At 49.1% G+C, this 13,705-nt stretch carries 16 protein-coding genes; 2 read left to right on the forward strand and 14 right to left on the reverse strand.

The window, feature by feature from the left end; genetic code table 11:
• The first annotated feature begins 49 nt into the window (after positions 1-49).
• Positions 50-1,015 carry a L,D-transpeptidase family protein gene (locus F0Q32_RS08130; protein ID WP_149462646.1) on the forward strand — a complete coding sequence of 322 codons (966 nt, stop codon included), beginning with the start codon at positions 50-52 and terminating at the stop codon, positions 1,013-1,015.
• Positions 1,016-1,115: 100 nt separating this feature from the next.
• Here F0Q32_RS08130 and bhsA read toward each other — a convergent pair whose 3' ends face one another.
• A complete protein-coding gene (gene bhsA, locus F0Q32_RS08135) occupies positions 1,116-1,373 on the reverse strand; it encodes a multiple stress resistance protein BhsA (RefSeq protein ID WP_015964235.1) in 258 nt (85 codons plus the stop codon).
• A gap of 249 nt (positions 1,374-1,622) precedes the next feature.
• Between bhsA and F0Q32_RS08140 the strand changes: the two genes are divergently transcribed.
• Positions 1,623-2,258, forward strand: coding sequence for a TetR/AcrR family transcriptional regulator (locus tag F0Q32_RS08140; protein ID WP_015964234.1), 636 nt, complete (start codon positions 1,623-1,625; stop codon positions 2,256-2,258).
• Between the two features lie 77 nt (positions 2,259-2,335).
• On the opposite strand, the gene F0Q32_RS08145 is transcribed toward F0Q32_RS08140, so the two are convergent.
• From F0Q32_RS08145 to mhpT, 13 genes are all read right to left on the reverse strand, one after another.
• Positions 2,336-2,779, reverse strand: a complete 444-nt coding sequence (locus F0Q32_RS08145) for a hypothetical protein (protein WP_149462647.1) — start codon at positions 2,777-2,779, stop codon at positions 2,336-2,338.
• Between the two features lie 178 nt (positions 2,780-2,957).
• Positions 2,958-3,335, reverse strand: coding sequence for a hypothetical protein (locus F0Q32_RS08150; protein ID WP_149462648.1), 378 nt, complete (start codon positions 3,333-3,335; stop codon positions 2,958-2,960).
• A 1,581-nt stretch (positions 3,336-4,916) separates the two neighbouring features.
• Entirely contained in the window at positions 4,917-5,189 is a 273-nt protein-coding gene (locus F0Q32_RS08155; protein ID WP_255475177.1) for a hypothetical protein, read from the reverse strand.
• Between the two features lie 135 nt (positions 5,190-5,324).
• Positions 5,325-5,819, reverse strand: a complete 495-nt coding sequence (locus F0Q32_RS08160; RefSeq protein ID WP_149462649.1) for a hypothetical protein — start codon at positions 5,817-5,819, stop codon at positions 5,325-5,327.
• A 303-nt stretch (positions 5,820-6,122) separates the two neighbouring features.
• Entirely contained in the window at positions 6,123-6,662 is a 540-nt protein-coding gene (locus F0Q32_RS08165) for a glycine zipper 2TM domain-containing protein (RefSeq protein ID WP_015964230.1), read from the reverse strand.
• Between the two features lie 195 nt (positions 6,663-6,857).
• Positions 6,858-8,162: an NAD(P)/FAD-dependent oxidoreductase gene (locus tag F0Q32_RS08170; RefSeq protein WP_015964229.1), complete on the reverse strand. Its 1,305-nt coding sequence runs from the start codon at positions 8,160-8,162 to the stop codon at positions 6,858-6,860.
• Positions 8,163-8,433: 271 nt separating this feature from the next.
• The gene (ycfP, locus tag F0Q32_RS08175; RefSeq protein ID WP_149462650.1) at positions 8,434-8,976 is read right to left on the reverse strand and encodes an alpha/beta hydrolase YcfP; all 543 of its coding nucleotides are present in this window, start codon (positions 8,974-8,976) and stop codon (positions 8,434-8,436) included.
• Between the two features lie 33 nt (positions 8,977-9,009).
• Complete coding sequence (gene nagZ / locus F0Q32_RS08180; protein ID WP_149462651.1) at positions 9,010-10,035, reverse strand: beta-N-acetylhexosaminidase; 1,026 nt, start codon at positions 10,033-10,035, stop codon at positions 9,010-9,012.
• 11 nt (positions 10,036-10,046) lie between these two features.
• Positions 10,047-10,871 (reverse strand): thiamine kinase, encoded by an 825-nt coding sequence (gene thiK / locus F0Q32_RS08185; protein WP_149462652.1) that lies wholly within the window; start codon positions 10,869-10,871, stop codon positions 10,047-10,049.
• Positions 10,852-11,490: a penicillin-binding protein activator LpoB gene (lpoB, locus tag F0Q32_RS08190; RefSeq protein ID WP_188016846.1), complete on the reverse strand. Its 639-nt coding sequence runs from the start codon at positions 11,488-11,490 to the stop codon at positions 10,852-10,854. The genes thiK and lpoB overlap by 20 nt, the downstream gene beginning before the upstream one ends.
• 22 nt (positions 11,491-11,512) lie before the next feature.
• Positions 11,513-11,887 (reverse strand): YcfL family protein, encoded by a 375-nt coding sequence (locus F0Q32_RS08195; RefSeq protein ID WP_015964224.1) that lies wholly within the window; start codon positions 11,885-11,887, stop codon positions 11,513-11,515.
• A gap of 3 nt (positions 11,888-11,890) precedes the next feature.
• Entirely contained in the window at positions 11,891-12,247 is a 357-nt protein-coding gene (gene hinT, locus F0Q32_RS08200) for a purine nucleoside phosphoramidase (protein WP_015964223.1), read from the reverse strand.
• 219 nt (positions 12,248-12,466) lie between these two features.
• Positions 12,467-13,684, reverse strand: a complete 1,218-nt coding sequence (mhpT, locus tag F0Q32_RS08205) for a 3-(3-hydroxy-phenyl)propionate transporter MhpT (protein ID WP_149462653.1) — start codon at positions 13,682-13,684, stop codon at positions 12,467-12,469.
• Between the last annotated feature and the right edge of the window lie 21 nt (positions 13,685-13,705).

Consider the following 13,705-nt stretch of genomic DNA (forward strand, 5'->3'; position numbering starts at 1 on the left):
ATCATAATATCTGTTTATGTTTTAGCGACTTGTTAACTGGATGAACATGATGAGCAAACAAAGACGTTTTACGCGCTGGGCAGTGGGCATTGCGCTTGCCGCAACCGTTGCGTGGAGCCTGCCCGTTTCCGCCAATACCTGGCAGTTGCCAGCCAACGGCAGCCGACTCGTCGGGGAAAACCGCTATCATGTGGTTGAGAATGACGGTGGCTCGCTGGAGGCAATCGCTAAAAAATATAACGTCGGTTTCCTGGCTTTATTGCAGGCAAACCCTGGCGTAGACCCCTACGTACCACGCGCAGGCAGCGTGCTGACCATTCCACTGCAAACGCTTTTGCCGGACGTGCCGCGGGAAGGCATCGTCATCAATCTGGCCGAACTGCGCCTCTATTACTACCCACCGGGAAGCAACAAAGTCACTGTCTACCCTATCGGCATCGGTCAGTTAGGCGGCGATACGGTAACCCCAACCATGGTAACCACCGTATCGGACAAACGAGCCAATCCGACCTGGACACCCACAGCAAACATTCGCGCCCGCTATAAAGCACAGGGTATTATCTTGCCAGCCGTGATGCCCGCCGGTCCGGATAACCCGATGGGCCATCACGCTATTCGCTTAGCGGCACAGGGCGGCGTTTATCTGCTCCATGGAACGAACGCCGACTTTGGTATCGGCATGCGCGTCAGCTCCGGCTGTATTCGCCTGCGCGACGGTGATATCCGCAACTTGTTTGAGAAAGTGACGCCGGGCACCAAAGTGAATATCATCAACACGCCGATTAAAGCCTCGGTTGAACCGGGCGGCGTCCATCTGGTTGAAGTTCACCAGCCCCTGTCAAAACATATCGATGATGACCCGAAAACGCAGCCTATTGTGCTGAATGAGACGATGAGTGCGTTTAAAGAGAAGGCACAGACGAATACGGATGTGATGAACTATGCGATGGAGCTGCGTTCCGGCATGCCGGTTGACGTCACCCGCCATCACGTTGCGCAAGAGCAGTCGATGTAACGCTGATTCCAGACAGGCAAAAGCCCTGAGTGATGCGATCACTCAGGGCTTTTTTATGGCAGTGGCTTATTTAAAACGGCATTAATGAGGGAGTTAATGCTTATTTATAAATAACAGCCGTACCGTGCAGATTGTTCGGACCACTTACGGAAGTGATACGGAACGATTTAGCGCCCATTTCGTCTGCTTTCTGAGACAGCTGATCTTCCAGGGAAGCCAGGTTCGGGCCAGCTGATGCCGCAATGGTACCGACTTTATGCTGATCCGCCGGGGTAGATTGAACTTCAACCGCAGCGAAACTTGCGAATGACAAAGAACTCAGAACAGCGGCGAGAGCCAGAGTTTTTACGTTTTTCATGATTATGACCTATGCAGATGAACTATGATGTAGAGCAATCTTTATTAACTTAACGATCGATAAGGTAATGATAATGAGATCTGGATCACTCGTCAACATGATTTTTATAACGATCATTTAAATAATTAAAATCAGCCTATTTTTCATACCCATATGAATTATTTATTTTTGGGAATTCACCGCTGGCAGCCTGAAGCGATTATTTTTATAATGAGCGTTCACTAAAACCGAAAGAGGTACAACGGCACTATGACAACTGAGACGCAAAGTTGCGCTAAAAAGGGCCGTGGTCGACCAAAAGTATTTGACCGGGAAGCAGCGCTGGATAAAGCAATGACGCTTTTCTGGCAGCATGGCTACGAAGCCACGTCACTCTCCGATCTCGTAGAGGCCACGGGCGCAAAAGCACCTACCCTGTATGCAGAATTCGTGAATAAAGAGGGGCTCTTCCGCGCCGTTCTCGATCACTACATTGCTCACTTCGCCGCAAAACACGAAGCTAAGCTCTGTTGTGATGACAAGCGTGTGGATGAAGCACTGAAAGATTACTTCACCGCTGTGGCGACCTGCTACACCAGCAAAGACACTCCGGCGGGTTGCTTTATGATTAACACGTCCGCCGCGCTGGCGGCGTCGTCAAAAGAGATAGCCAAAACCATTAAATCCCGCCACGCTGTTCAGGAACAAACACTGCGCGAGTTTTTACAGCATCGTCAGGAGAAAGGTGAAATTCCGGCCGGGAAAGATGTAAATGAGCTGGCGCTGTTCTTAAGCTGTGTATTGCAGGGTATGTCGATTAGCGCGCGCGAAGGCGCAAGTTTTGACACATTAATGCAGATTACCCGCACGACGCTGGGGCTGTGGCCGCATATGTTGGGTGAGTGAGGATTCGATCGCACTGTAATGAATGAGGGAGTCTGCGTTGATGGGCTCCCGCTGTATTAAAAGTTATGTAGCTGGTGTTAGTCCTCATCATCGGCTGTGTCGTTTGCAATATCGCTGAGTCTTTTGTAGAGAATTTTGCGAAGAAAGGCATCTAAGGCTCTCGAACGGAAGAAATCAACGCATTTGTACATGACCATATTCGCTGATGCCAAATCCCCCTGCTGTGTGCTCGGCTTGTAAAAATCGCCCGTTTTCTCTTCTATATACCTGGCTAACACATTATTTCGTTTACTATAAAACCCTAACCCCGCATCAATATCAATGTAACCATAGGTGTTGTCATGAAGGGGGACTTTATTAAAATCTATGCCCATCTTCGCATAGTTGGTGTTTATACACTTGCCGAGGGAAAATGTTTTATACTCATCCAGCATTTTGCGCGGGATGACAATTTTGTCTTTAGCGCAAACACTTGATATGGTTAACAATACAATGATTATATTTAAAAACTTATAAGGCATAAATTGATAAGATCAAAAATACAACACTTAAAAACAAAATAAAATATTTCATTAATTCAATATCTCTTAGTTATAAACTAACAACAATTCGGGCTACTTTAATTTTATCGCACGTATATTCTCTATCTATTGAGATTACAGAGATACATGCCAGAAAGAGCCAGATTTATTGGAAGCACTATTCTTGACCAAAGTTTTGCCATGCTAAAGCGTGGAATTTTGATTTCTCACCCCAAAAGATATCCAGTTCTTTGGAGAGTAAAAAATTGTTGTCAGCCTTAGTGACTATTGCCTCGATAAGACCTGTTGCTACAGCCGTCGCCAACTCGTCATTGAGAGAATCCATACCCTCTTCGATATGTTTAAAGATGGCAACTTTTTGACTTTCGTCGAGATAACAGAAGTTTTCTGCGATCGCCCTACCAATCTCTGCAAACAATATCACCACCGGTGTTTTTTGGGGATACCAGTACTTATTAGTTAATGCAATAGTTTGGGATATGCAATCATCAAATGATGCCATTTCTTGTAGATATTTAATGCGAATTTTGTTCATTGGATTCCCATATCTTTTTATCAAGAGTTAATGATACCGTATTATCATAGACACTAAATGGTAAAACACACTTAACGTTAGTCTGTGCGATAAGCTGAATACCATGAAAAACATTGAGCCAGTTTATCTGGTAGGCCTGGAACGTTCTCCTTTATCCATTGTTCTATATCATCATCAACTGAGACTGCACCTCTAAAATTTGCAACCCTTATAGTTAAATTCACTTGCAGATCGCTTACAACACGAGCATCTGTCCTTAATATGTTCAGAGTCAGTCACATATGGAGTAACAATATGAGTTAACTTGTTATAAACAATAATCTATCGGATGATAGTTTCATACCTACACCATAAATTAAAAAAACACAGTAAAATTGCATAATTTAAAATACCCACTTGTAATTGCCTCCTCAATAATTACAATATATTTACTAAAGATTTAGTTATAATGCAAAATTTTCCAAGACATCTATATAATACATATTACATTCCACATTATTAACCCGAAAATATATTCATATTCTTTTAGCTGGCACTCATGTGTTTTTCTTGCAGGACATCACTGCACCAACTGGAAGAATACTCCGAAATGGATTCAACTCATCAATACTGATTTTTACACCATACTTTAAATTAAATGACGCCACTCCATAAGCATCAATGTATATACAACTGTTCCCATCAACATATAAAAATCGTACAAATTAGCTTGAAAAGCTATTAGCTTGGCCACTAACGTAAATTATAGAAAACTAACGTTTAATGTCATCATTATAAGCAACAACCCATTTCTCAACACACTCACTAATAATATTATCAGGCGTAATCGAAACATAAGTCCATCGATCAAATGGCACGTAATATGCGTTGCCTCCAAAAGCAAAATCAGATCTAATCAAAATATTCAAAAAACATATCTTAATATACTTATTCATTATATTCTTGGACATATTCCCAACTCTTCTCTTACAGAGATTTTCTGCCAAATTAACCATTCTCCATCCATCTCCCCCATCATCTTTATGAAAGAATGCGGGTCATGTCACCCTGCCGCGGCGCCGGTTTTCCGCCCATGATTTATTCCTCTTCCTCTGAATTGTTCTATATTCAGAGGATTAATTATTTAATTGAAGTTTAATATCAATAAAAATACTGTCAATAAACAGTTCAAATACTCATCATACTATTTTTCTGCACTAATACAGAAAGCAAGAAATATCATATTACGATTGAGAAACGCAGGAACGAAAATGCAATTAACCACCACATTTTTCGTTCTTAGATTACGTTGATAAAAAATTAATTACACCACCGACTTGCATCAACAACAGTGGGTTTTATGTCAGCACTCAATATAATGTCTGAACTTATGTTTCATCACTTTCCTGAATAGTTATAATTTTCACTCAACAAGCCTGTACTTAATGATGCAAAAAACTATATTTTCATCCTTTCCCTTGCGCACCAGCCCCCCCCATCAAAAAAAACAAATTAACTCACCAACCATCTATTTACCATGTATTTTTTAAATTGGAGTTTCACAATTCAAAAGCATTAAAATACCATCATCCAACTCCTTCCTCAGTAGGTCAGCCAGTTCTGGCGTATCCAGAACTGAAATGTTTTATCCATAACCCTAATTGAAAAACAGGATTTAGGATTCATCATCCCAAACTCTTCTGCAACCAATAATGTAGATTCTGAATTATATTTTTCAACACGATCATCGATCGCGTTAATATCTTGATGAGAAAAAACCCTTTCTGGTTCAAACATATGATACAAATCATTAAATATATAGCTATATTTTTGCATAAGGCAATCTAACTTAGTTCTTAAATCACCAATATCCATCGCACTATAACACCTAATATTTATTGACATTTTTCATCTTTTTTCACTCCAGATCCATAACTACTTTCAACTGCGAATTAACTCCCTAATACTACAACAATCTGTCTCCTGTCATTTTTCTTATTATTTTTTAAATCAATCGTTCAGTTGGTAGCTATTAATAAACTCATCGTATATTTCATGCAAACCATAAAACCTAACATCAGAATCAAGATTAGAATCATTTTTTATGATTTTATATTGACTTCTCAATTTTTTAAACAATCCGTAGGGAACAGGGTTTGGTGCAGTTTCATTTTTTGCGCAACAAAAATAAAAAAAGGCTATCTTTAACTCCTTAACAGATAGCATCTCTGAGTTATTCATTAAATAATCAAATGCATCCCGCCAATCATCAGATAAAAGTAAAAAATCTAAAGCAGTGCCTTTAATTACGCCATCTATAGATGTCAATGTATACAAAATTGTCTTACAGAAAGACAGACAACAAGTTTTATCCTGTACTAATAGCTCTCCCAAATACTCTAATGCATCAGCTTCGTCGTCTACCGAGTTAGGGTCTATATAAGCATTTTCCAGCAAGCTATTTAATCCATTAACTAATTTATCTACAACAATATTTTTGTTCATTTAAATACCTTTATAATTATTGTTGACAACCTCTCAGCACCATCAGGCATGTCTACCCATACCCCGTTAACTCTAACACTTCCATATTTCTCACTCACATCCCTGCGCTACCGCCCTACCCTGAAGCGCTCACGCGGTATTCTGCACGCCTGTATTCTACAAAAACGCCCACATCTCCGGTGTGATTCTTCCACGTCCCACGCATATTTCGGATTCCATAAAGATGCCCTTCCCCATCCTGTGCACAAAAAAAAGCCCCTCAGCCTGAGCGAATGAGGGGCTAAAACAACATTAACGCTATTTTTACGTTTTGTTAGTCAGGACCAATTGGCCATTATTATCCAGCGGAATTTGCGTTCCCGGATCTTTATCCATACGGATTTTCCCCTGCTGGTCGCCAATTTTATACGTCACGTCATACCCAAGCATTTTCTCGGATTTGTCATACACGGTTTTGCAACGTTTCTGGGTGCTGGTGTAGGTATCATTATCCTGCATCGAGCCCTGGATCTGATTCCCGGCGTAGCCGCCGCCTAATGCCCCTACCACCGTGGCAACGTCTTTCCCGCGTCCGCCACCAAACTGGTGACCAATCACGCCGCCAGCGACAGCACCGAGCACGGAACCGGTAATCCGGTTTTCATCCTGTACCGGGCGGCGATGGGTCACGGCTACATTGCGGCACTCTTCGCGCGGGGTTTTCACGGTTTCCTTGATGGGTTTAGCCGAAATCACCTGCGCATACTGCGGGCCACGGTCAAACACGTTAAGGCTGGCGACTGCCGCCACGCCAAGCGCGGCTGCAACGCCAATCCCTATACCCGCCAACATCGATTTATTCACGGGAAATCCTCCTTTGTTGCTGATACTAACAATTCTGCAACTTGACGAGGGGGTAAGCAAATGAGAAAGCGGATGAAAAGTGCGAGATAAAACCACAAACCAGTGCGATTCAGAGGAGTCTTAGCGGGAATTTCCGTTAGTTAGCGAACAATCTGCTGTAAACGGCCCGACTGAATGTCGGGCCGGCATGTTACATTAGTGCAGTTTCAGGCGCGGGCGGATAACACGGTTGATGCTACCGACCAACATCATCAGGCCGGTTTTGATATAGCCGTGCAGCGCAATCTGGTGCATACGATACAGTGAGATATACACCATACGTGCGATGCGACCTTCAACCATCATCGAACCGCGCATCAGGTTGCCCATCAGGCTGCCGACCGTCGAGTAGTTCGAAAGTGAAACCAGCGAGCCGTGATCTTTATAAGAATACGGTTTCAGCTCTTTGCCCTTCATTTGTGCCAGAATGTTATTCAGTGCACAGGTTGCCATCTGGTGCGCAGCCTGAGCGCGCGGCGGCACAAAACCTCCTTCCGGACGCGCGCAGGACGCACAGTCACCAATGGCAAAAATGTCTGCATCGCGCGTGGTCTGCAACGTCGGCTCAACCACCAGTTGGTTGATACGGTTGGTTTCCAGGCCGCCAATCTCTTTCATAAAGTCCGGCGCTTTAATGCCCGCTGCCCACACCATCAGGTCGGCCTGAATATATTCACCGTCTTTGGTATGCAGGCCACCCTCATCAGCGCTGGTGACCATGGTCTGCGTGAGGACGCGTACGCCCATTTTGGTCAGCTCGTTATGCGCGGCGCCGGAAATACGCGGCGGCAGCGCAGGCAGAATGCGTTCGCCCGCTTCCACCAGCGTGACGTTCAGCGCGTCGTTGGTCAGGCCTTTATAGCCGTAGCTGTGCAGCTGTTTCACCGCGTTGTGCAGTTCGGCTGACAGCTCGACGCCCGTTGCCCCGCCGCCAACAATGGCGATGTTGACTTTACCGTTCGCACCAAGGTTCGCTGAATATTTCAGGAACAGGTTCAGCATCTCCTGGTGGAAACGACGCGCCTGATGCGGGTTATCGAGGAAGATGCAGTGCTCTTTCACGCCGGGCGTGTTGAAATCATTGGAGGTACTGCCAAGCGCCATCACCAGCGTGTCATAGGCCAGCTTACGTTCCGGCACCAGCAGGTCACCCTTCTCATCACGCAGTTCTGCGATGGTGATAGTTTTCGCTTCACGGTTGATGTCCATCACTGAGCCCAACTGGAACTGGAAGTGATGGTTACGCGCGTGCGCCAGGTAGCTCAGCGCATCCACGCCTTCATCCAGCGAACCGGTTGCCACTTCATGCAGCAGCGGCTTCCACAGATGGCTGTGGTTACGGTCCACCAGCGTAATTTTCGCTTTTTTGCTCCGGCCAAGCTTTCTACCCAGTTGAGTAGCCAGTTCCAGGCCGCCAGCGCCACCACCCACAATAACGATTCTTTTGATTGGTGTAGTCACGTGACCCCCTTAAAAATTATTAACCAATTGTTAATTAAAAGTTATTAAAATAGCTCTTAACTAACAACAAGTTACTATCCAGAAACCATTCAGCAGCAAGAAGAATAACATGAACGGTGCATTGGTCATACCAAATTTGATGTGCATCAAGTTTTACCGCGCAGAAGTTAAGCAACTTTAGCGTTTCATGGGATTTTTTGTGGATAAAAGAAGTAAAAAGCGAGGGAAATTTAACATTTCACGCCCCAGAACGGGGCGTGATAAAACAGTTTTAGCCTAAGGTTTTAAAGGCTTTGATACGTTGCAGATGTGGAGAGATACTTTTGAATTTATGCCCCTGAACGTCATCCCAGATAATTTCATAAAAGTGATGCAGTTCCTGTGCCGAACGCTGGCTGTCGAGCGCCTCATCCTTCCGGGAAAGGATCGCCAGGCAGCGGTCGCGGTTTTTCTCGCGGAAGTTGTTCACACACTTGGTGGCAATATCGACATACTCTTCCGGGCGGTCAATCTTCCCGTCCATGTTCTCGTTAGGGAACAGGTTCGGGTTAAAGATAACCTGACGCACATCGCATAAAAAGCCGATGCGTTCCGCCCAGTAGCCACCGAGCCCCACACCACAAATCAGCGGGCGATCGTCAACGTTGAGCTGCAACATTTTGTCCACTTCTTTCAGCAGATGCTGCATGTCATGTTTTGGATGCAGTGTACTGTAGCTAATCAACCGCACATCCGGGTCGATAAACTGAAGCTGCAACACTTTTTCATGGTTGCCTGGGCTGTTCGAGTCAAAACCGTGCAAATAGATAATCATTTGATCCTCACCACAACTCCCTTGTCGGGAGGGTTAATGGCCTGCCTTCACGTCCTGCCAGCGTTCATGGAGCTGTTCCAGTTGCGCACTGACGGTCTTCCAGCGGGCGGAATCCCTCAACGCCTGACGCGTAAATGAACCTTTATGATACAATTTCGTAACACGTTCCGCATTGATCGGCGACAGGTTATCAAGAACGCTGACCGCGCCTTTACGATTATTGCAGACCAGGATCATATCGCAACCCGCATCCAGCGATGCCTGACCGCGCTCGGCGTAGCTGCCCATAATCGCCGCGCCTTCCATCGACAAATCGTCAGAGAAAATCACGCCATCGAAACCTAACTCACCGCGCAACACGGTTTTGAGCCAGTGCGGCGAGCCGCTTGCTGGGCGCGGGTCAACATCGCTGTAGATGACGTGCGCAGGCATAATGGCATCGAGTTTGTTTTCCGTAATCAGCGTCTGGAACACCGCCATATCTTTCGCGCGAATGTCAGCTTCGTGACGCGGATCGCGCGGCGTCTCTTTATGCGAATCAGCGGTGACTGCGCCGTGACCCGGGAAGTGTTTGCCGGTGGTTTTCATACCGGCGCTGTGCATACCGTCGATAAAGTGACGCGCCATCGCCAGCGCTTTTTGCGGATCCGCATGATAAGAGCGCTCGCCAATCGCGGCGCTGATATGCCCGACGTCCAGCACCGGGGCGAAGCTGATATCAATATCCATGGCGATCATTTCGCTGGCCATCAGCCAACCGGCCTCAACCGCCAGGCGTCCGCCCTCTTCCTCGCCGAGTACGGCGGCAAAAGATTGTGCTGCAGGCAGGCGAGTAAAGCCTTCACGGAAACGCTGTACCCGGCCACCTTCTTGATCGACCGCCACCACCAGATGATTGTGCGACGCCTCGCGGATCTGGCGCACCAGTTCGCGTAGCTGCGCTGGATCATGATAGTTACGGGTAAATAAAATCAGGCCGCCCACCAGCGGATGCGCCAGAATCTCGCGCTCTTCCGCATCCAGCTCGTAGCCTTCTACATCCAACATTACCGGACCCACACTGACCTCTCTTATCGTTTTTCCTTTAACTGACACCAAACTTCATCTGCCAGCGTGATAAATTGTCGGTCGCCGGTTTGCTGCCAGCGACACTCATACCAGCCCGCCATGAGCATTAACACCCAGGGCCGCCAGCGTAAAATCTGTTGCCAAAGCACGTCTGGCGCAATGCTCGCTCGCTCCGCATACGCATCGCTGTAGTCACGGCGTTGATGCGCGTCATGCATCCACACCGACGCCAGCTCCAGTGCAATATCGCCGTCCCCGGCATACTCCCAGTCAATCAGCCGCAACCCGACAGGCGTATGCACAATGTTGCCCGCGTGAACATCCATATGCAATGGCGAAAGGCGCAGCGGCTGCGGCTCTCGCTGCTTTTGCAGACGATGCAACGTGCGCAGCCAGAACGGTGTGCGTCGCGCAGGGTGGCACTGCTGCCAGTAGCGTTCCAGCAACGGCAGCACCGTTACGCGCCAGCCAAAACGCGGCTGCTGATGCAGATGATACAGGAGAGACGCCAGTTGGCGAGGGGGCGGCAGCACGCTTTTCACCTCTCCGCTGAAAAATTCAACGGCCATCCAGCCAGAGGTATAAAAATCCGGCTTCGGGGCGAGCGTGGAGGGTAAACGCGTGAGCGCGTGATATTGACGCAGGAAGTGAAATTCGCGGGCCTGCGCCGTGTGGTGCTGGCGCAAAACCCGCTGCTGTTCACCGAAGGCGATGATACAGCTACTGCCGCTCAGCCCTGAATAATCAGGGCTGGCGACAAGATGATAGTGCGGGAAATAGCGTGACAGAACCGCATCACGCGTGAGCTTATTGTTGCGTAACGGCACCGCTACCTGACCAGATAATTTCGCCCGTCTGTACCAGCATCAGCTGCATTTTCAGTACCGGGGAATTCACGTTGCCGGTGGCGTTGCTGTACAGCACATACTGTGCGCCGACGTTGCGGGCAATCCCCATCGCTTTGCTGCGCGAACCGAGGCTATCCTGCGGCGACAGGCCAAGCTGCTGTTTGGCGACAGCCAGTTGCTGCGCGGAAACCAGGGTGAATTTACCGTTGCCGGTCAGTGCGTTACGCAGCGCCGTTGTCGCTTCCGCCGCGTTCAACGTTCCGTTGGTACGGTTATTCACGCTATCGACCAGCAGAATGCTGCCCGCGTTCACGCCGCTCGCCTGCAACATTTTGCCTGCCATCGGCTGTACCGCGCCATTCCAGTCATAGTGACGTACACGAGGCGCAGGCTGCGACGGCTGTTGGTCCTGATGCTCAATAGGGCCAGGCTGCTGCGGGATCGTCGGAACAGAAGGCACCGTCGGTACCGGCTGCTGCGGTTCGACTGGCTGTTGCGGTGTCGGCTTCGCCTCTTCCACTGGTGCAGGTTGTTCTTGTTTCACCACGCACCCGGAGAGCAGGACAGCCAGTGCCGAGATTAACGCATAGCGACGCAATGTAGTCATTCCGGTTTACCCCTTACAAATAAAGATAAAGTCGGACTTTATGTGCGCCCAGGCTGCTGGCGCTGCCGTACAGCGTGACCGATCCCATAGCCGGGATGGTGACGGTACGCGGCGCTTCAAGCGGGTGCATTTCCAGTCCTCTGGCTTCATACCAGTAAAAACGATAATGAAGGGTGACAGGTTCACGCCTTTCATTGAACAACTTCGCGCTGGCGGTCGCCTGAATTTCCGACCGCGTCAGTTCAGGCTTTTCGGCGCTGATCCCGGCGGCCAGAACATTCGATTCCATCACCAGCGTTTGCTGATCGCCCACCGGAATTTCCGGTTGCGAGCCACAACCGGCCAGCAAAAATGCAGCCAGTAGCGCAGCTGAAAAGCCTGCTTTCATCACTTAACCTTTATGAGCCAGCATCGGCCCGAGCGGACGACCACCCAGCAGATGCATATGAATATGGAAGACTTCCTGCCCGCCGTGGCGATTGCAGTTCATGATCAGACGATAGCCATCGTCAGCAATGCCTTCGTCACGGGCAATTTTTGCCGCCACGGTCACCATGCGCCCCAGCACCTGTTCGTGTTCAGGCGCCACGTCGTTGGTGGTGGCAATCAGGATGTTAGGCACGATCAGCACGTGAGTCGGCGCCTGTGGGGAGATATCGCGGAACGCGGTAACCAGCTCATCCTGATAAACGATATCCGACGGGATTTCGCGACGAATAATTTTGCTGAAAATAGTTTCTTCTGCCATGAGGGATTCCTTAATTATGCGACCGTGCGAATTCCTGTTATTGATCTTCAGGCTTTTCTGATGCACGGGAGACTGGGTAAGAGTATGAGCGACTTACTCGTTGTCTTTCAACCTGATTACGTTTTTTATTGTATTAACTCGGAAAAACCCCGGCAAGAGGGTCAAAACAGAGGGAAATTGATAGGCCGGGCAGCATTGCGCCGCCCGGTAAAATTGCGCTTAAGCAGCTTCGATTGCGGTGGATTTCTGCTTCTGTCGATTCATTAACCAGAAAACCGCCACGCCCGCTAAAACGATCCCCGGCGCGGAGGCTGCCATCACCCCCACCGTACCGGTGCCCAGCGCCAGCATTTTTCCGGCCAGCAGCGGGCCGCTCATCGCGCCCAGTCGGCCAATCGCTACCGCCGTACCCACGCCCGTGGCGCGGATTTCGGTGCGATAAAAGAGTGGTGCCAGCGCGTACAGCACGCTCTGCCCGCCCGTGGCAAACAGACCGGCGACAAAACCAGAAAGCAGCATCGTGGTCAGCGATTCCGCTGAGCCCAGCGCCAGCAGCGAGGCCAGCATCCCGCTGTAAATCAGCAGCGACATGCGCATTGGGCTCAGTTTATCCATCAGCGCACCGAGAACAAGCGTCCCCACCGCTGCGCCGATTTGCAGAGCAAACATCACGCCCGCCGCCTGTGAGCCACTAAAGCCCTGATCGACCAGCAGCATCGGCAGCCAGTTAATCAGCATATACACCACTAACAGGGTAAAGAAGTAACAGAGCCACAGCAATAACGTGGAGGAAGCCGTCCCCGGCGCGAGTAACGCGCGCAGTGGCGCGGGCGACGACGTCTGTTGATGGGTGAAAGCCTGCGACTCGGGCAGCCAGCGCATCAGTAAGGGCACCAGCAGCAACGGCACCACGCCACCCACCCAGAATACGGTTTGCCACGCCTGCGCCAGGCCGCTGAATCCCAGCGCCGCCGCCAGCGCCGCTCCAATCGGCACGCCGCAGTACATCAGGCTCACCGCCGTGCCGCGAAAACGCGGGCCTGCCGCTTCGGAGGTCAGGGCAATCAGGTTAGGAAGCGCAGCACCCAGCCCCACGCCGGTCATCAGACGCGCAAAGACCAGTGACGGAAAACTCCACGCCAGCGCAGTGGCTATCGAAAAGAGACCAAACAGCACCACCGAACCCAGCAGAATGCGTTTACGCCCATAACGATCGGCAAGTATTCCGCCGACCAGCGCGCCGGGCAGCAAACCCAGTATCCCGGCGCTAAAAATCCAGCCCATCTGCATTTTATCGAGCGAAAAAGCCTGGGCGATACCGACTGCGGCAATGCCTGCCGCCTGTAAATCAAGCCCTTCCATCAGGGCGACCAAAAAACAGAGCCCGATAGTCAGTATCAGGCGTGACGTTGCAGGTGTAGAGGCGATGTTCGACATAGCGTTACCTTTGCGAGGGTG

The sequence above is a fragment of the Pseudocitrobacter sp. 73 genome (assembly GCF_008369545.1).
GTDB classification, from domain to species: Bacteria; Pseudomonadota; Gammaproteobacteria; order Enterobacterales; family Enterobacteriaceae; genus Pseudocitrobacter; species Pseudocitrobacter vendiensis.